The organism is Fimbriimonadaceae bacterium, from assembly GCA_023957775.1.
Taxonomy (GTDB): Bacteria; Armatimonadota; Fimbriimonadia; order Fimbriimonadales; family Fimbriimonadaceae; genus JAMLGR01.
Window position 1 is genome coordinate 229,704 of record JAMLGR010000003.1, and the last position, 16,968, is coordinate 246,671.

A 16,968-nucleotide genomic window follows, 5' to 3' on the forward strand; every position below is an offset into this window, starting at 1 on the left:
CCTACGCCGGGGCTCCTTCGGGTTCGGGTTCGGCCTCGTTGCGGTGTCGACCCTTCGACAATTTGAGGGCGAGGTCATCGAAGATCGTGTACGAGCATGGGATCACCAGGAGCGTCAGCACTGTAGACAGCAGGATGCCTCCGATGATCGTGATGCCGATCGTTTCGCGGAACTCGGAACCGCGGCCGATCGCCAGGGCGACGGGCAACATGCCGAGGATCAGCGCCAACGTGGTCATCAGGATCGGGCGCAACCGGGTCGGGCCCGCCTCGACGAGCGCGTCGTGCCGGTCCTTCCCACGCCCACGCAACGTGTTCGTGTAGTCCACCAGCAGAATGGCGTTCTTGCCCACCAGTCCCACCAGGGTGATGATGCCCACGAAGCCGACGATGTTGAGGGCCTTGTCGGTCAGCACCAGCGCGAGGATGGCGCCCACCATGGCCTGCGGTTGGGCGAGCTGGATGATGAACGGGTAGAGCAGATTGTCGTACAGCGAGGCCAGCAGCATGTACACCAGCACCAGTCCGATCGCAAGGGCGCCGAACAGGAAGATGCTCTCTCGGGCCTGCACTTCGGCCTGGCCGAGGGGCTTGATGCGCACGTTCGGCGGAACGAGATTCTCGTTCTTGAGCCAGTTGTCGATCTGCGTCTGAACGGAGCCCGCGGCGTAGCCGGGCAGCAGTTCCGCCGTCAGGCGAACCTCCTCTTCCCGGTTGCGCCGCTCGATCTTGTCCACGCCGGTTCCCCGCTCGAGGTCGGCGACCTGGCTTAGGAAGATGGGATTGCCCTGGACGAACGACACGGGCACCTCGCCGACCTGCGAGAGGTCGTTGCGGTCGCCGATGTCCATCATCACACGGATGTCGTACTCCTTGCCGTCCGAGCGGAACTTCGCGTCATCGTTCCCCTCGTAAAGCATGCGCATGCTGTTCGCCACGTCCGCGGTCGAGAGGCCCGCATCGGCCAGCCGGTCCGTGTTGGGCACCGCGCGCACCTCGGGCTTGCCGGGCTTCGAGGAGATGTCGGGACTGATCACACCCTCGATCGCCCCCTGGTCCAGCTTCAGACGGATTGCAGAAACGGTGCGCAGCAACTGCTCCCGATCCTCCGAGCCGAACGACATCTGGATCGGTGCTCCGAAGCCCACCCCGCCGGACGCGCTGATCGTCAGCTCGGCGCCCGGAATGCGCCCGATCTCCTGCTGAAGGTCCGCGACGATCGATGTGTCGGAGCGCGTCCTCAGACTCCCCTCGTGCTCCTTCCAGAACATCAGCCGATCGAGCAGGGCCGCCCGGTCGTTCAGCGTCACGTCCACCTGGCCGTAGTTCGAGCCCAGGCTTCCCGGCCCGGACCAGCCGCCGCCGCCGCGCGAACCCACGGTGGAGCGTACGTACTTGACGTCGGGATGTTTCGACGCGACGCCTTCGATGCGCTCGACGACCCGAAGGGTTTCGTCGAGGCTGGCGCCCGGAGCCAACTGCGCCGAGATCGCCACGCGGCCGCCGTCGGAGGCCGGGAAGAACTGGAACTTGAACGCCGCCTCGTTCTTCCACTGCCCGTACGCGAATCCAGCCAGCGCAGCGACGGGAAACACCAACCCGAACCCGAGTCCCTGCAAGATCCGGCGCGATTGAGCCTTGGGAGCGGCCAGGTTGGCCACGAGCGCGAACACACCCGAGACGGGCCAGTACGCGACGAGGGCCAGCAACACCTTGACCGGGGGCGCCATCGCCGCCATCTGCGGAAGGGCGAAGAAGAGAACCGCCAATCCCACGGTTCCCGCCAGCCACACCCATCGGCGGGTCGGTGCCGTCAACGCGTTCCCCCAGTACTGCAACCCAAACACCGCGATCCCGAGCAACACCGCAGCCATCAGCGGGCCTATGCCCGTTTGCATCGCGCCCTGGGCGCTGGGGGCGAAGCTGCCGGCGATCGCGATGAAGACGGAGATCAGCACGACGAAGCCCGAGATGAACACGAACCACCGGTGGCGAAGAGCCCACTCCAGCGAACGGCGATAGAAGTGCTCCAACGCGCTGAACCGACGTTCGAACCAGCGGGCGAACGCCCCGGTGGGGTGCTCCATGTCCTCGCCCTTGCGGTACCAACGCGACGCCAACATGGGAGTCACGGTGAACGAGACGAACAGCGAAAACAGGGTCGCCACCGCGAACGCGATGCCCAAGGGCCGGAAGAACTGGCCCACGACGCCGCCCATGAACGCGATCGGGATGAAGATGACGACGTCCGCCATCGTGATGGCGATCGCCGCCAACCCGATCTCGCTTCGGCCGTTGATCGCCGCATCGCGCGGATCTTCCCCCATCCGCAGGTGGCGGTAGATGTTCTCAAGCACCACGATCGCGTCGTCCACCAACACGCCGATCGCAAGCGACAAGGCGAGCATCGACATGTTGTTGATCGTGAACCCGAGCAGGTCGAGCACGATGAACGTCGCAAAGATCGAAACGGGAATGGCGATGCCGACGATGATCGTGCCGCGCAGGTTGTGGAGGAAGACGAAGACGATCAGCGTGACCAGGGCAATGCCGAAGAAGAGCGCGAAGTTGAGGTCGCTCAGGGACTCTTGGATCTGAGTGGCCTGGTTGAACGTCGTGATGATCTCCAACCCGTACTCGGTTTCCAGCCCCTTCCGGACATCCTCCGCCGCCCTGGCGATCTGGATGGCGCTGCCCTCTTTGGCCTTCTGGACGGTCATCACAACCGCATCGGACCCGTTGAGCCGGCTGTACGACCGCCGCTCCTGGGTGGCATCGGTGACCTCGGCGATTTCGGAAAGGCGCACGAGGCGCGCTTTGCCGAACTGCGTCTTGGGGTCCCGAATCTGGAGCACGCTGTCGCGCACATCGTCGACGGTCTTGAACTCGCCGAGGACGCGGACGCTGAACTCCTGGTTCCCCGTCACCACGCGTCCGCTGGGTACGTTGAGGCTCGCGCCCAGGAGCGCCCGCTGCACGTCCACGATGCCGAGTCCGTAGGTCAGGAGCTTGTCCCGCTTGACCTGCACCTGAATCTCGCGAACGTCGCCACCGGAGACGGAGACAGCGGACACGCCGGCGATCCGGGCAAACCGGTCCTTGAGTTTGTCGTCCGCCAGATCCCGCAACTGCTGGTTGTTCAGCTTCTCGCTTCGCAGGACCATCGTGAGCACGGGATCGCTCGACGAGTCCAACTTCGTGATGGTGGGCTTGGTGGCCGCGTCGGGCAGGTCCCCAACCACCCTGTCCACCTTCGAGCGCGCTTCGTTGAGCGCTTCGTCCATGTCCGTGCCCACTTCAAACTGGGCGACGACGGTGGAGATGCCCTCCTGCGAGGTGCTGGTCACTTCGCGGAGCCCGCTGATGCCGGAGACGGCCTCTTCGACGTGCTTCGAAACCAGCGTGTTGATCTCGTCCGGCCCGGCGCCGGGGTAGGCGGTCGTCACCGTGATGACTCCGTACTGGACGTCCGGATTCAGCTCGACGCGCATGCTGCGGTACGACAGCGTGCCCATGAGGATCGCGCCGACCATCAGCATGAAGATGAAGATGGGCCGGGTGATGGCCAGACGTGTAAGCCCCATCTAAGCCTTGTTCTCCACAAGCACCTTGGTGCCGTCCCCAAGCAGGTTCTGTCCGCGCACGACCACCACGTCGCCTTCGTCGATGCCGTTGACTTGGATGAGGTCGCCGTCCCGTATGCCCGGCACCACGGCCGTTTTCTTGGCCACCCCGTCGCGCACGACGAAAACGTACGATTGCGTGCCTTCGCGAACGAGGGCGACCGCGGGGACCACCGCCGCCTGCTTTGCCGAGCGCACATCGAGCGTCCCTCGGGCGAACATGCCGGGCCTGATCTCCGCGGTATCCCCTTCGAGCGCGACGCGGACCTTGAACAGCCGTCCCACCACGTCCCCTTGCGGGTTGATCGCCGCGACGCGCCCCGTCAGCGTGCGATCGAGCGCATCGATGCGGACCCGAACGGTTTGTCCCGTTGCGACCTGGGCCACGTCCCCCTCTGGCACATCGCCCTCGAAATACACGCCCGAGACTCCCACGAGTCGCAACACCGGCGTCCCGGGGGCGAGGTAGGTGCCCGGTTGGACGGGCTTGCCGGATACGCGTCCTGCGAACGGGCTTCGAATCTGCAGGTCCTCCAGCGCCTGGCGTTGAAGCTGGAGCGCCGCCATCGCCGCGTCCAAGTTCGCACGCGCGCCCTGAACTTGCTGGTCCAGAACGGGGTCGAGCTGCTGTTGGGCGCGAGCGGAACGGACGGCCTGCTCGGCTTGCCGAACCTGTTCACGGGCGGCCGCGATGTCCTCCGTGCGCGCCATCTGCTTGATGAGTTGGAGTCCCTGTTCCGCAGACTCGTACTGGGATTGCGCGGTCTGATACTGGTTCTCGGCGGCATCGAGGCTTTGTCGGCTGACGGCTCCCGCTTCGAACAACTGTCGCATCCGATCGAGCGATTTCTTGGCCGTGTCCACGTTCGAACGGGCGGCGTCCACGCTTGCCTGAGCCTGGGCGATCTCCTCCGGGCGTGCGCCGTTGCGCAGCTTGTCGAGCTGGGCCTGTGCCTGCCGAAGCTGGGCTTGTGCGCTCTGCACCCCCGCCGAGGAGCGCGTGGGACCGACCCGCGCGTTGGTGGCGGCCTGGTCGAGCGACGATCTGGCCGCGTCGACCTGCGCCTGCGCCTGTCGGACGCGCGCCGCAAGATCGCTCGTGTCCTGAGAGGCGAGCAACTGGCCCACGCGCACCGAGTCGCCGTCGCGCACGTAGACCGCGGTGAGTCGGCCGGGCTGCTGCGCCCCGATGGTCACATCCTCGCTGGTCGCGATCGTGCCCGTGATCTCGATCGACTGCGCCACGTCGCGACGGGCAACTTCGACCGTGTCGACGGGTCGCGTCGTGTCCTCCAACAACTCCTTCGTCTGCTTGGCTTGCGCCTGTGCTTCGCGGTTCACGCAACCCGAAGCGGCGAGCGCGAACACCGCGCACGCCACAACCCCCAATCTAAGATCCAATGGATTCCCCCTGTTCCTTCGCCCCCCCTTGGGGGGCATCGCTGGCTACGGCCCGCTGCAGCGCGGCGTAAGCGTTCAACGTGTCGTACCGTGCGTTCACGACGCCCGCTCGGGCGCGCGTGAGTTCGGTCAAGGCGTCCGTCACTTCCAGTTGGATGCCCTCCCCTGCGTCGTACCGCACCTGCGCGAGGCGGTAAGACTCCTCCGCGAGAGTGGCCTGCTTGGCGGCGACCACCTGTCGGGCTTCCGCATCGCGCAGATTGCTGAGGGCTTGGCGAACCTCCAGCGAGATGCCGAGCTTGAGCTGCTCGAGCTGGAGCGACGCCGACTCCTCGTCGCGCTGCGCAGCGTGCACGCGGCTCCGTGTGATGCCCGAGTCGAAGATCGGCCACGAGATGACCGCCGTCCCCGTCGTGCTGGACGAGCGCGAGCTGAACCCTTGCGCGTCGATGTTGCGGTTGTGCACGGCTGAGAGGTTGAGCGAGGGGCTGAGTCCACGCTGCTCCGCCTCGCGGACAAACCGCAGGGCATCGAGCGTGTTCCTCTGGGCGACGATTTCCGGGCGCGAGGCAAGGGCCTCGGCGACGTAGCTGTCCGCGGCGGCGTCCGCTTTGGGAAGCACGGTCACCGGCTCGGGGTCGAAGGGCGTTTCGATCGGGCGGCCCAGGACATTGTTGAGCGCCTGTTTGGCCAACCGCACCTGATTCTCCGCGGCGAGCACGTCCGATTCGGACTGCGCGAGCTGCGTGTCGAAGCGCAGGACATCCACACGCGCCACGGTTCCCGCCTCGAACTGGACTTGCGCGTTGGCAAGCCGGGCCTTGTTCGCGTCGCGCGTTTGGCGCACGACGTCCAGGAGCTCGATCGATTGGAGCACCCCGTAGTACGCCTGGCGGACGCGCTCCTTGACGTCGTTGACCTGGGCGTCGCGCTGCGCCTCCGACGCGTCGGTGAGGTTCTTTGCGGCCTTGATCGCGCGTCCCGTGTTCCCCGCGATGTCGACCTGCCAGTTCAGGCTCAGGCTCGCCTGCTTCGAATCGATGGGCGAGACGACCACGGACTGCGAGCCGAACTGGGCGACCGTCGCCTTGTCAAACCGCGTGTACGTTCCGTTCACGGCGACGCTGGGGCCGAGCGAACCCTTGGCCGCCGAAAGCTGGTTCCGCGTCTTCTCGACGGCGGTTTCGGCCAACCGGACCGAGAACGCGTTCTGCACGCCGAGGTCGATCGCCTCGGACAAGGTCAGCGTGGGCGCACCCTGAAAGAGGGTCGCGATAACCAAACTCCATGACGCAAACATCAAACATCCTCCGAGCTGGGTTCTGGGTCGGCGCTGTTGAGGCGCTCGAGTCCCGCCGAAAACTCCTCGATGAACTCCCGAGCCGCCTCGAACTTGAAGAGCATCAATCCGTGGTGGGCCGGGTGGCGCATCACCAACAGCTTGTCGCCCGGCTGAAATCCCAACTCCGCCCGAGCTTCGGACGGAATCACGATCTGGCCGCGCTCGCCGACGGTGACGGACCCGAAAAAGGCGCTGTCACATCGCATGCCGCAAATTCCCCAAAATCACACTTTTCATATTTCTGTGCGAAATATACCCTCCACCGCATCCAGCACGAATCGCCCCCTCCTGGCCGTGCCGCCCCGCGCGCGGCGGGGTACTGTCTGCGGGTGTTTCCGGGAATCCTGACGATCATTGCTTGTGCGGGGGCGGTGGCACAAGGCCCCCAGGACTTCGGGCCCCTCGCCACGCGCAACCACCGGGCGCCGGCTCTTCCGTTTCTTCGCTTCGAGCCTCGGTTCGGGGTCCTCCGCACCGGCCGCGAGGACACGGTCGCCCTAACGGTGGCCAACGATTTTCGCGACGTTTCGAGAGGGCCCTTGCGGGTCTCGGAGGACCAAGAGACCACCCGGCTGGCATGGACGCAAAGGCAAGCCCTCGGACACGGTGCGGAGTGGGGGTTTGAGCTCCCCTTTCTTTCGCGGGGGGGCGGGTTCCTCGATCCGATGATCGACTGGTGGCACGCGAACGTGCTGCACTGGAGCAACCCGGACCGAGACGCGGCCCCCTTTGGGCACTCGGCGGTCGAGCTGCCGGGTTCGCGCACCTTCGGCTCGGCCTCGGGCATCGGCGATGTGAGCGTGTTTGCGGCCAAGGCGATGGGTCGCGACCTGGTCGCCCGCGCCGCCCTGAAGTTGCCCACCGGCGATCCCAGGCGCTTGATGGGCTCCGGCGGAATCGACGCCGGCGTGATGCTGGATTGGCGACGCCCGCTCGGCGGCACGTGGACCGCGTTCGCCGGAGCGGGGCTCGTTTTGCAGTCGCCGGCGACCGAACTGGACGGAACCCGAGGGTGGGCCGATCAGGAGTACCTGGCCCTGATGCACCGGGCCAACTCGCGAGACGAGTGGATCGTGCAGTGGCAGAGCGAACGTGCGCCCTTGTCAACGGGCGTTCCGGCATCGGACGCGACCCACCGCCTGGTCACGTTCGCCTACCGTCGACGCTTGGACGAAGGGAGCGCTCTCGAACTCTTCTTCTCCGAGGACCGCGATCTCTTTTCCGGAGCGTGGCCCGAAGGGGCGAACACGGGACCGGATATCACCGTGGGAGTGCGGTTCGTGACGCGACGGTAGCTGCTAGTGTAGCGTCTCAATAATCTCAGGGCAGCGAGGCCCCGGTTGGGCCCTCCGGGCCCCTCGCCCCTCTGGGGGAGAGGGGTTGGGGTGAGGGGCCCGTTTTGGCGCGGTTTCAGCTTCAATTCCAGCGATCCGGACCCCTCACCCCCAGCCCCTCACCCCCGGAGGGGCGAGGGGTGCCTCTTGCGCCTTTCGCCACGGCCCGCTGGGAAACTAGTGAGACACTACACTAGATCTTGGCGTTGCTGGTGACTTTCTGGACCTTGCCGACCACCTTCCCTTCGGCGAGAAGAGCGCTGCGACCCTGGCCCGCGGAGTCCTCGCAGCCGAAGAACTTGTACCCTTGGCCCGCGACGAAGACCTTGAACTTGGCGGGAGCGCCGGGGGCGTTGCAGCATCCGGGATCGCCCTTGGCCATCGGCTTCTCGGCGGTGCTTTGGCAGCACTCCTCGGTGCCCTTGGCTTTCATTTCCGCTGCGGCCATCATGCGATGGGCCTCGGCCATGAAGGCGGCCTCGCGATCGTCCGCCTTGGGGGATGCGCAGCACTCTTTGTCTTGCTTGACCTGGGCAACGATCTTGCCTTGGTCCTTCGTGCAGCACGCCTTGGGAGCAGTCTGGGCGACCACCTTTTTCTCGCAGCAGTCCTGAGCGCTTGCAGCCATCGTCATTGCGGCCAGACCGGCCACCATCAGCCATCGAATCATCTTCTTCACCTCGTTCAAGCCCTTGGCACCCGGCCACGAGGAAGAGTTCCCTTGTGGCGCATGGCGACAGGCAGTCCCGTCATTCTACATCAGAGTTGCGCTACTGGTCGGGGCTGGAATCGACCCACCCACCGGCCGTCGCCACCCCGACCACGTGCGTCCGAACGGTCAGGCGCAATCTTGGATCGACAAAGCGCACCAGGTCGCTCTGGATCGGCGCGACGGCCTCGGGGCGCACGGGCTCGGGCGCTTCTACGGTCACCTCGACGTCGACGGTTTGGGGCCCTCCATTGACCTTGATCTCGACGATCGCCGCCCCTGGCAGGACTCCCAATCGGCGCTGGATCACGGACGTCACCCGTTGGCGCAGGGCCACCTCCGCCGGGGTCAGTTCCGGCGCCTTCTCGGGTTCCGGATCGTAGATGAACCGCTGGCTGTCCGCGTCCCGCGTGAGCACGGAGCGCACCAGCAAGCGCACCTCGCGTCCCACCGCGCCGGCAACGTCCTGCTGGAGCGTCGCCACCTGATCGGGAGCGATCGCCGTCGGCGTCCGCACGACCGCGGTGAGGGTGGGGGTCCCCTCGCCGTCGCTTCTCGAGAGGCTTTCCAGGTTCGCGCCCGCCACGTCGGCAAGGCCCTTGCGCACGGCCTGCGTGGCTTGTTGGAGGAGCTTCTGTTCCTCGCTGACTCGGAACGAGGCCTCCCGTTCGGCTTCCGTGTGGTACACCTGCCCGGCACGGTCCGCGTCCTTTGAAATGAGCGATCGCATGACGAGGTCGACCGGCTTTCCGAGGGCCTTCTCCAAAGAGGCCTCGATGCTTTTGACTTGGGCTGGATCGAACGGCTGCGGGGTCAGGGCCACGGCGACGATCCGGTACCCGTCGCCCTGTGGCAGCAGATCCAAGACCCGTTCGAGGTTGCCGCCGGTTCGAAGCCCGATCTCCTCGCTCAGCACCGACGACACGGTGGCCTGGACCTGTCGAGACGTGGCGATTTGGGTCAGGGTCTTCGTGAGGAAGACCCCCATGATCCCGAGGGCGATCAAGCTTGGCAGGAACTTCAGGACGAATCTGCCCAGACCCAACTTTCGCAATTCGCGCTGGCTCCCCAGATCGTGGATGAAGAACATCCCGCTCGCCGCGAGGTGGATCGCAAACAAGTTGGCCGCGAACAGCAGGAACGCGCCAAAACCGTGGGCCGTGTCGCCTCGGGCGAGGAAGAGTCCGCACGTCGCCAAGGGCGGCACCAGGGCGACCGAGATCGCGACGCCGGGCAGGGCGCTGCTGATCTTCACGTTCACCGTCGCGTAGGCACCCGCCAGACCGGACGCCAGGGCAATGAGAAGGTCGTAGAGCGTCGGCGCGGTCCTTCCCAGCATCTCCTGGCTTACCCCAAGATTGAGCGGCAGCACGCCCACCGCCCAACCGATGCCGATCGCCAAGGCGACGCCGAGCACCTCCGCAACCAACGCCTTGCGCAACAGCAGGTTGTGGCCCATCACGAGACCGAGCGAGATGCCGAAGATGGGCCCCATGAGCGGCGCGACGAGCATGGCGCCGATGATCACCGCGGCGCTGTTCGACAACAGTCCGTAGGCTGCGATCGTCGTGGACAGGGCCACCATCACCCAGTAGCGAAGGAACGGAGAACTCCCCTCCTCGATCTCCTCGATAATCGCGACGCGCGTTTCCCGCGGCATCTGAATCAGCATGCCGACGCGCTTTCGCGAGGTCGAAGGGGATTGCATACTGGGCATTATTGCCCGGAATGGACGGTCGAGACCCTCACTCTTGACAGGCCCTCGGCCACCCCGAATGCGGAATCAACATCCCGGTGGCCAACACGTCGTCCAGCACTCGAATCAGCGCGACCCTGCCGTTTGCGATCGTCCTGTATGCGGCGCTGAGCGTGGCCGACTACGGCTTCACCTTGGCGGCGCTCAGCCATGGGGCGCGCGAAGGCAATCCCGCCCTCGCCTGGTTCATCGAATACGGGCTTTTCGACTTCGTCAAACTCAGCCTGACGCTGCTCGTGTGCTGCGTGGCGACGCAACTGTGGGAGCGGCCGATCGCCCGGCACGTGCTGCGGTTCGGCAATGTGCTGATGGTGGGGGTGGCGCTCTACCACTTGGCGTACCTGTTCCAGCGCATGGGAGCCGGCTAGCAGGACCAGTACGGGCGCGAGAAAGGGTGCCACGCCCGCTTGACGGGCGTGACCCCCAAGCTTCGGTTCAGCGCGCCGGCGGAGTTTCGCCGATGAAGGCGAGGAGCCGCTTCAGGCCCTGATCGCCGGCCAGCGGCATCTTGGAGAGCGCGCTGAGGTGGTCGCGACCGACGAGCACGCACGTCTCGACCAGGCCCCCCTTGCCCTTCGCGGCCTTCTCAAACGCCGCGGCCTGGGCGCGGATGGCCGCGTAATCGCCGTCGGCCACCATCACGAGCATCTTGGGCTTCCCCTTCCCTACGTACACCGATGGGTCCAGACCGTTGAGCGCAGAGGCGATCGGCCCCAGCGAATTGGCCAGGGATTGCGCCCAATCCGGCGCGTCCTTCAGCGCTTCGGAAAGCTGCGACTTGTCGAGGCTGAGCACCAGCGGCGCGCCGATCGTCACGCACCCCGCGACGTCGGCGGGAGACAGCCCCTGATCCTTCAGGAAGGCGGGGTCTCCCGCCACCATCGCCGCAAGGTGTCCGCCCGCGCTGTGCCCGGCCAGAAAAACCCGATGCCCATCGCCGCCCCTCTTTGCGACCTCCGATCGGACCCAGGCAAACGCGGCCGCCACGTCGCGAACCTGGTCGGCGGGCATTGCCTCGGGCACCAATCGATAGCTCACCAGGGCGCACGCCACCCCTTGGGCCTGCAACGCGCGCGCCAACGCGCCGTTCGCGGCGTCCTTGCGGTCTCCCATGACCCATGCCCCGCCGTGCACGAAGACCACCGTCGGGTAGTGCTCCCGGGCCGGCAGATAAAGATCCAGTTGCTGCTTGGCGCCGCCGCCGGCCACGTACGGCTGATCCAACAGCACCTCGGCCTTGAGCGGGGGCTGGCAACCGGCAACGCCCAAGGTCAGGCCCAACACGACGACAAACGGGACGACACGGCTCACGCCCTTCCTAACGCGGGGACGCCCGAGCGGGTTTCGTCGAAGGGCTTCGGGAGGTGTACTATGAGTCTCCTCGGGAGGGAACGATGCTTCGAACAGGACTCGCTGGACTTCTCGCGTCGGTTTTGATCGCGACCGGCGCCGCCCAGTCGCATCCGGTCTACGGGCGGCAAGGGATGGCGGTCGCCGTGGACCCGACCGCCGCGAGCGTGGGCGCGAACATCCTACGCCAAGGCGGCAACGCGTACGACGCGGCCGCCGCGATGGGGTTCGCCCTCGCGGTGACGTACCCGCAAGCCGGCAACCTCGGGGGCGGCGGATTTGCCGTCTGCCTCTCGGCCGATGGCGCCACGTCCACCTTGGATTTCCGCGAAAAGGCTCCCGGCAAGGCGTCCAAAGACATGTTCCTGGACGCCGAAGGCAACGTGGTCCCGCGAAGGAGTCTCGATACGCACCTCGCCGCCGGCGTCCCAGGTTCGGTAGACGGGCTCCTCACCCTGCACGCCCGCTTCGGCCGCCTGCCTCGAGCGCAGGTGCTGGCCCCCGCCATCGCCCTCGCCTCCGACGGCTTCCCCGTCTCGAAGGAGCTCGCAGATTCCCTTCGCAGCGCCCAGAAGCGCTTGGCGAGCCACCCGGGCTCGCTTCGCGCGTTCTATCCGAACGGAGCCCCTCCGGCTTTCGGTTCGATCCTTCGGCAGCCCGATCTGGCCAAGACGCTCCGCCTCGTTTCCGACAAGGGCCGGGCGGGGTTTTACGAGGGGGAGACCGCCGACCTGATCGTTGCCGAGATGGGGCGCGGCCAGGGCTTGATCGACCACGACGACCTGCGGGCCTACCGGTCGAAGTGGCGCGAACCGTTCGTGACCGACGCGGGGGGCTACCGCCTGGTCTCGATGCCGCTTCCGAGTTCCGGCGGCGTGACGATCGCCCAGATTCTCGGCATGCTCGACTTGGAGGAGATCCGTGCGTTCGGCCCGGGTTCCTCGCGCTCCATTCAACAGCTCACCGAGGCCGAGCGGCTCGCCTACGCGGACCGCAACCACTTCCTCGGAGATTCCGACTTCGTGGAGGTGCCTCTCAAGCGCCTGGTCTCCCCCGAGTACCTGGCAGAACGACGCAAGCAGATGCCGAAAGAGAGGGCGGGCAACAGCGCCGGGGTCGCGCACGGCGACGCCGAGTCCACCGAAACGACCCACTACACCGTGGCGGACGCCGATGGCAACGTCGTCGCGATCACCACGACCCTCAACGGCAGCTACGGGATGGGGGCCGCGGTCGAAGGCGCGGGTTTTCTCCTGAACAACGAGATGGACGACTTCACGTCCAAACCCGGCGTGCCTAACCTTTACGGCCTGGTGCAATCGAGCGCCAACGAGATCGTGCCCGGCAAGCGGATGCTGTCGTCGATGACCCCGACGATCGTGCTCAAGGACGGCAAGTTCTTCATGACCGTGGGCAGCCCCGGCGGCTCGACGATCATCACCACGGTGCTCCAGGTGTTCCTCAACATGGCCGTGCACGGAATGAACATCCGCGATGCCATCGATGCGGGCCGGGCCCACCACCAGTGGCTTCCCGACGAAATCTCCTACGAGCGCAACTTCCTCGCCCCGGACGTGGTGGAGGCGCTGAAGGCGATGGGCTACAAGATGGCCCCGACGGGCTCGATCGGCATTGCCGCAGGCATCGAGCGTTTGGCGGACGGGACGCTCGCCGGGTGGTGCGACCGCCGCTCGGGTGGAGCGGCGGTCGGATACTGAGTCTTAGGCTTCGGCGACAGCCTTGACGTTGAAGAGGACGGCGTCCTCGTTGGCCACAAGCTCGACTCCCTCGGGGAGGTCGATCTCCTTGGCGGTGATGCTGGCGCCGACCTTCATGTCCTCGATGGGCACTTCGATGCACATCGGCACCGAGGAGACCGAACAGCGAACGCGAACTCTGCTGACCGGCCGCTCCAAGACCCCTTCCTTCGCTTCGACGGCCTTGGGCTTGCCCACCGCCTCGATCGGCACGGAGATGCGGATGACATCGTCGGGGGCGACCTCTTGAAGGGTCATGTGCGTGATGCGCTTCTTTCCGGGCTCCAGGTCGACCTTCTTCACCAACACGGTGCGTTCGGAATCGTCCTCCGGCATGCGGACTTGGAACAAGGCGACGCCATGCGTCTCCTTCAGGGCCTTCTTCACCTCAAGCACGCTGGCCTGGATCAGGGCGGTCTCGTTGTCTTTGTCGACCAGGGCCATGGGCAAGAAACCCTCTTTGCGCGGATTCTGAGGGTTGGTGGATGCACCGTCGGATCGGGGCTCGATTGGCACTACTGCCATAAGTACTGTATACCTCCTCTAAGGATGGTCAGGGCGTCGGGGACGCATAGGGACATTCGACATTATACCCGTTCAGGCCCCCGAGGCCAAACCGGAGACGTGCGGACGGGCGTGCTCCCCCACCACAAACCCGGGTTACGAGGGACGGACGATGCGGATCGTGTTGCTTCCCTGTTCACCGCTGTCGGGGGCGACCGCGTAGAGCTTGTACGTCGAGCTGCTCCCTGGCGCAGCCAGGCCGTACGCCACCTCCATGCTCGTGCGATCGGTCGGGATCGACTCGACGGACTCTTCCTCTTCCATCTTGTACCGGGGCCCCGGGTGGTACCTCAGGCTGAATCGCTTGAGCGACGAAGGGTCGGGATGGGTCCAGCGCAACTCCACCTTCTCGGTGGCCGGGTTCCACTCCCCCTCGAGTTCGGGGGCCGCGGGCAACTTGTCGGGATTTGGCTCGGCATCCGGAATCGTCCTGACGAGTTCGTGGTCCTCGCCGAGAAGGCGGATGGCCGCTGCCGAATAGAGCTTGAGCAGCTTGGCGACCTGCCCCATCACCTGACCCCGCATGTCGCGGGAGTAGAGCGCGTTGCGGTCGGCCGATTCCGCCGCGCGGCACGACTGCCGGTAGCTTGCAAGCTCGTACCCAAAGTGCTCGAGCGTGCACCCGCCTTCCAGAACCAACGGCGGGCGGAACTTCGGCACGGCCGGGTTGTTCCGATTGACGACCGCCCAGATCTGGATGACGCTCTCCGCGGCCTCGATCATCGCCTCGTCCCCCGCGGTTCGGGCGGGGAGCTTGGGCAGGGCCTCCTTGTACGGCTTAGAGAGGGGCTTTCGGGACACCACCTCCTTGAACTGCTTGAAGCGCTCCCGCATCTCCGCTGCCTTGATGTCCCGATCGCCCGACGCGACCAAGCGCACATTCTCTTTCGAGACCACGTCGTTCAGCGCCATGATCAGCGACTGTCGAAGCGCGGCCAAGTGGTTCAAGGTCGCCCCTCGAATCACCAGATCCTTCGAGGACGCCTTGTTGACTTGTTCCCAATGCTTGGCGAATGCATCCAGCGTGGGAATGTAGGAAGCAACTCCAGAAAGCGGCATAGACCCCTATTTTAGAACGCCGGGGCCTTCCGATGCCCGGTTGCCTTTACCCCTTCTCCTTGAGCAGGACCTCGACGGCCCGATCCAGCTCGGCGTTCGCAAGGTCCGCGAAGCGCAGCTTTCCGGAGCGGTCGATCAGGTAGTAGTCGGGGAACGAGTCCGCGTGCATCGCCCGCATCGTCTTCTTCTCCCCGTCCTGCGCGATCAGATAATCCAAGCCGTTCTCCTTCACCGCGGCCTTCATCTTCGCGGCGTCGGGGTCGGAGTGGATGCCGATAAGGACCAGACCCTGGTCCTTGTAGCGTCGATTCAACTCTTTCAAGTGGGGCATCGACGCCTTGCACGGGCCTCACCAGTGGGCCCAGAAATCGAGAATCACCACCTTGCCCTTGAGGCTTTCCCAGGTCGGGGCCTTGCCCTGCAGGTTCAGCCACTCCGTCGCCGTGAAGGCGGGAGGAGCTTTGCCCTCCAGCGCATCTTTGAGCGCCGCGGTCGAACCCGATCGTTCGCGCTGGAACCCGTCGCCCTGGCCGCCGAACCCTGCGGCAAGGACACCGGCGAGGACGGCAAGGGTCGTCGCTACCGTTTTGTTTGCCATGGTGGACCCATTATAAGGGCACCGCTTGCCCTCCATCCCCTACAATGAGATCTTGCCTGTCGGGCTTGGCAGGGGAGGCCTTGATGTCGCACACGGAAGAGATCCAGCACCACTACGAAAACCCCCGCCTCCTCGAATCGATCCTGGAAGGGCTCCGCGCCTCGGGAAAGGACCCGGACCATCTCGCGCCCGAGGATCTCTCCGCGGTCGACGAGTTCCACATCCGGGGGCGGGAGTCCACGACCGAAACGGCGAAACTCGCCTCGTTTCCCAAGGGGAGCCACGTCCTCGACATCGGCTCGGGCATCGGCGGCCCCTCCCGCCACCTCGCGTCGCAATTCGGACTTCGGATGACCGGCATCGACCTCAGCCCGCTTTACTGCGACATCGCCACCGAATTGGCCCGCCGCACGGGCCTGTCCGACCAGGTCCGCTACCAACAGGCCGACGCCACCAGCCTCCCGTTCGCCGACGAGACGTTCGACGGCACGTGGACGCAGCACGCCTCGATGAACATCGAGAACAAGGAGGCGCTCTACCGGGAGATGGCGCGCGTCGTCAAGCGGGGCGGGAAGGTCGTTCTTTACGACATCTACGGGAAGGAGGGCGAGCCGCACTTCCCCGTGCCTTGGGCCCGAACACCCGACATCAGCTTCCTGTGTTCGTCGGACGGGATCCGGGCACACCTCGAGAAGCAGGGATTGGTCCCGATCGTTTGGAACGACGACTCGGAGCAGGCCTTGGAGTGGTTTGAAAGGCGCATCGCCTCCTCCGCGGCCAGGGGGCCCGACCCCGTTGGGTTGCACCAGCTTTTCGGACCCATCTGGTCGGAAATGGCAAAGAACATCGTTAGAAACTTGAAGGAAAAGCGGATCGGCGTCGTCCAGGGCGTTTGGACCAAACCCTAGGCGCTACCCACCCAATGCCGCGTGCCGGGGGCAGCCCACCAGGTGGTCGTTCACCATCCCGGTCGCCTGCATGTGCGCATACACAATCGTCGACCCGACAAAGTTGAATCCCCGGGCCTTCAGATCTTTGCTGAGCGCGTCCGAGATGGGAGAGGTCGCCGGCAACTCCTGCATGCAGCTCCATCGGTTCTGGATGGGCGCGCCGTCGACGAACCGCCACACGTAGGCGTCGAACGAGCCGAACGCGGACTGGATCTCGAGAAACGCCTGCGCGTTGCGGATGGCGGATCGGATCTTCGCCCGATTGCGTACGATGCCCGGGTCGTCCAGCAGACGCGCCACCTCCGCCTCCCCGTAAGAGGCCACGCGCTCCGGGTCGAAGCCCTCGAACGCGCGCCGGTAACCCTCGCGCTTGTTGAGCACAGTGCTCCAAGAAAGACCTGCTTGGGCGCCCTCGAGCACGAGGAACTCGAACAGCCGCCGGTCGTCGTGCAACGGCACGCCCCACTCCTCGTCGTGGTAACGCGCCATCGCCTCGCCCTGCGCCCAGGCGCATCGCTCCACGGCT

General features: G+C 65.7%; 16 protein-coding genes. 4 read left to right on the forward strand and 12 right to left on the reverse strand.

Annotation, left to right across the window (positions count from 1 at the left end):
* Nucleotide 1: 1 nt before the first annotated feature.
* From M9921_04155 to M9921_04170, 4 genes are read right to left on the reverse strand one after another with little or no spacing between them, the layout of a single operon-like run.
* A complete protein-coding gene (locus M9921_04155) occupies nt 2–3,583 on the reverse strand; it encodes an efflux RND transporter permease subunit (GenBank protein ID MCO5296028.1) in 3,582 nt (1,193 codons plus the stop codon).
* Nucleotides 3,584–5,023, reverse strand: a complete 1,440-nt coding sequence (locus M9921_04160) for an efflux RND transporter periplasmic adaptor subunit (GenBank protein MCO5296029.1) — start codon at nt 5,021–5,023, stop codon at nt 3,584–3,586.
* Nucleotides 5,013–6,305 (reverse strand): TolC family protein, encoded by a 1,293-nt coding sequence (locus tag M9921_04165; GenBank protein ID MCO5296030.1) that lies wholly within the window; start codon nt 6,303–6,305, stop codon nt 5,013–5,015. The genes M9921_04160 and M9921_04165 overlap by 11 nt, the downstream gene beginning before the upstream one ends.
* Before the next feature lie 17 nt (nt 6,306–6,322).
* The gene (locus M9921_04170; protein MCO5296031.1) at nt 6,323–6,571 is read right to left on the reverse strand and encodes an AbrB/MazE/SpoVT family DNA-binding domain-containing protein; all 249 of its coding nucleotides are present in this window, start codon (nt 6,569–6,571) and stop codon (nt 6,323–6,325) included.
* Between the two features lie 123 nt (nt 6,572–6,694).
* On the opposite strand from M9921_04170, the gene M9921_04175 reads away from it, so the two are divergent.
* The gene (locus tag M9921_04175) at nt 6,695–7,660 is read left to right on the forward strand and encodes a DUF3187 family protein (protein ID MCO5296032.1); all 966 of its coding nucleotides are present in this window, start codon (nt 6,695–6,697) and stop codon (nt 7,658–7,660) included.
* Between the two features lie 232 nt (nt 7,661–7,892).
* Here the strand turns inward: M9921_04175 and M9921_04180 are convergent, their stop codons facing one another.
* A complete protein-coding gene (locus M9921_04180; protein ID MCO5296033.1) occupies nt 7,893–8,369 on the reverse strand; it encodes a hypothetical protein in 477 nt (158 codons plus the stop codon).
* Between the two features lie 100 nt (nt 8,370–8,469).
* Nucleotides 8,470–10,116, reverse strand: a complete 1,647-nt coding sequence (locus M9921_04185) for a DUF389 domain-containing protein (GenBank protein ID MCO5296034.1) — start codon at nt 10,114–10,116, stop codon at nt 8,470–8,472.
* An 86-nt stretch (nt 10,117–10,202) separates the two neighbouring features.
* On the opposite strand from M9921_04185, the gene M9921_04190 reads away from it, so the two are divergent.
* Nucleotides 10,203–10,532, forward strand: a complete 330-nt coding sequence (locus M9921_04190; protein ID MCO5296035.1) for a DUF5658 family protein — start codon at nt 10,203–10,205, stop codon at nt 10,530–10,532.
* A gap of 67 nt (nt 10,533–10,599) precedes the next feature.
* Here the strand turns inward: M9921_04190 and M9921_04195 are convergent, their stop codons facing one another.
* On the reverse strand, nt 10,600–11,475 hold the full coding sequence (locus tag M9921_04195; GenBank protein ID MCO5296036.1) for an alpha/beta hydrolase: 876 nt from the start codon (nt 11,473–11,475) through the stop codon (nt 10,600–10,602).
* Nucleotides 11,476–11,558: 83 nt separating this feature from the next.
* On the opposite strand from M9921_04195, the gene ggt reads away from it, so the two are divergent.
* Nucleotides 11,559–13,232, forward strand: coding sequence for a gamma-glutamyltransferase (ggt, locus tag M9921_04200; GenBank protein MCO5296037.1), 1,674 nt, complete (start codon nt 11,559–11,561; stop codon nt 13,230–13,232).
* A gap of 3 nt (nt 13,233–13,235) precedes the next feature.
* On the opposite strand, the gene M9921_04205 is transcribed toward ggt, so the two are convergent.
* From M9921_04205 to M9921_04220, 4 genes are all read right to left on the reverse strand, one after another.
* The gene (locus M9921_04205) at nt 13,236–13,796 is read right to left on the reverse strand and encodes a 50S ribosomal protein L25 (protein ID MCO5296038.1); all 561 of its coding nucleotides are present in this window, start codon (nt 13,794–13,796) and stop codon (nt 13,236–13,238) included.
* Between the two features lie 135 nt (nt 13,797–13,931).
* Nucleotides 13,932–14,894 carry a hypothetical protein gene (locus M9921_04210; protein ID MCO5296039.1) on the reverse strand — a complete coding sequence of 321 codons (963 nt, stop codon included), beginning with the start codon at nt 14,892–14,894 and terminating at the stop codon, nt 13,932–13,934.
* 46 nt (nt 14,895–14,940) lie between these two features.
* Nucleotides 14,941–15,225, reverse strand: coding sequence for a redoxin family protein (locus tag M9921_04215; GenBank protein MCO5296040.1), 285 nt, complete (start codon nt 15,223–15,225; stop codon nt 14,941–14,943).
* Nucleotides 15,226–15,243: 18 nt separating this feature from the next.
* Nucleotides 15,244–15,492 (reverse strand): hypothetical protein, encoded by a 249-nt coding sequence (locus tag M9921_04220; GenBank protein MCO5296041.1) that lies wholly within the window; start codon nt 15,490–15,492, stop codon nt 15,244–15,246.
* A gap of 83 nt (nt 15,493–15,575) precedes the next feature.
* On the opposite strand from M9921_04220, the gene M9921_04225 reads away from it, so the two are divergent.
* Nucleotides 15,576–16,400: a methyltransferase domain-containing protein gene (locus M9921_04225; protein MCO5296042.1), complete on the forward strand. Its 825-nt coding sequence runs from the start codon at nt 15,576–15,578 to the stop codon at nt 16,398–16,400.
* Nucleotides 16,401–16,403: 3 nt separating this feature from the next.
* On the opposite strand, the gene M9921_04230 is transcribed toward M9921_04225, so the two are convergent.
* Nucleotides 16,404–16,964 carry a DNA-3-methyladenine glycosylase I gene (locus M9921_04230; protein ID MCO5296043.1) on the reverse strand — a complete coding sequence of 187 codons (561 nt, stop codon included), beginning with the start codon at nt 16,962–16,964 and terminating at the stop codon, nt 16,404–16,406.
* Nucleotides 16,965–16,968 lie beyond the last annotated feature (4 nt).

Excerpts from the sequence above, each read along its gene's own strand:
- M9921_04170 (MCO5296031.1), bottom strand. The coding sequence starts at position 6,571 with ATGCGATGTGACAGCGCCTTTTTCGGGTCCGTCACCGTCGGCGAGCGC.
- M9921_04185 (MCO5296034.1), bottom strand. The coding sequence starts at position 10,116 with ATGCAATCCCCTTCGACCTCGCGAAAGCGCGTCGGCATGCTGATTCAG.
- M9921_04225 (MCO5296042.1), top strand. The coding sequence starts at position 15,576 with ATGTCGCACACGGAAGAGATCCAGCACCACTACGAAAACCCCCGCCTC.
- M9921_04155 (MCO5296028.1), bottom strand. The coding sequence starts at position 3,583 with ATGGGGCTTACACGTCTGGCCATCACCCGGCCCATCTTCATCTTCATG.
- M9921_04215 (MCO5296040.1), bottom strand. The coding sequence starts at position 15,225 with ATGCCCCACTTGAAAGAGTTGAATCGACGCTACAAGGACCAGGGTCTG.
- M9921_04210 (MCO5296039.1), bottom strand. The coding sequence starts at position 14,894 with ATGCCGCTTTCTGGAGTTGCTTCCTACATTCCCACGCTGGATGCATTC.
- M9921_04220 (MCO5296041.1), bottom strand. The coding sequence starts at position 15,492 with ATGGCAAACAAAACGGTAGCGACGACCCTTGCCGTCCTCGCCGGTGTC.
- M9921_04180 (MCO5296033.1), bottom strand. The coding sequence starts at position 8,369 with ATGATTCGATGGCTGATGGTGGCCGGTCTGGCCGCAATGACGATGGCT.
- M9921_04205 (MCO5296038.1), bottom strand. The coding sequence starts at position 13,796 with ATGGCAGTAGTGCCAATCGAGCCCCGATCCGACGGTGCATCCACCAAC.
- ggt (MCO5296037.1), top strand. The coding sequence starts at position 11,559 with ATGCTTCGAACAGGACTCGCTGGACTTCTCGCGTCGGTTTTGATCGCG.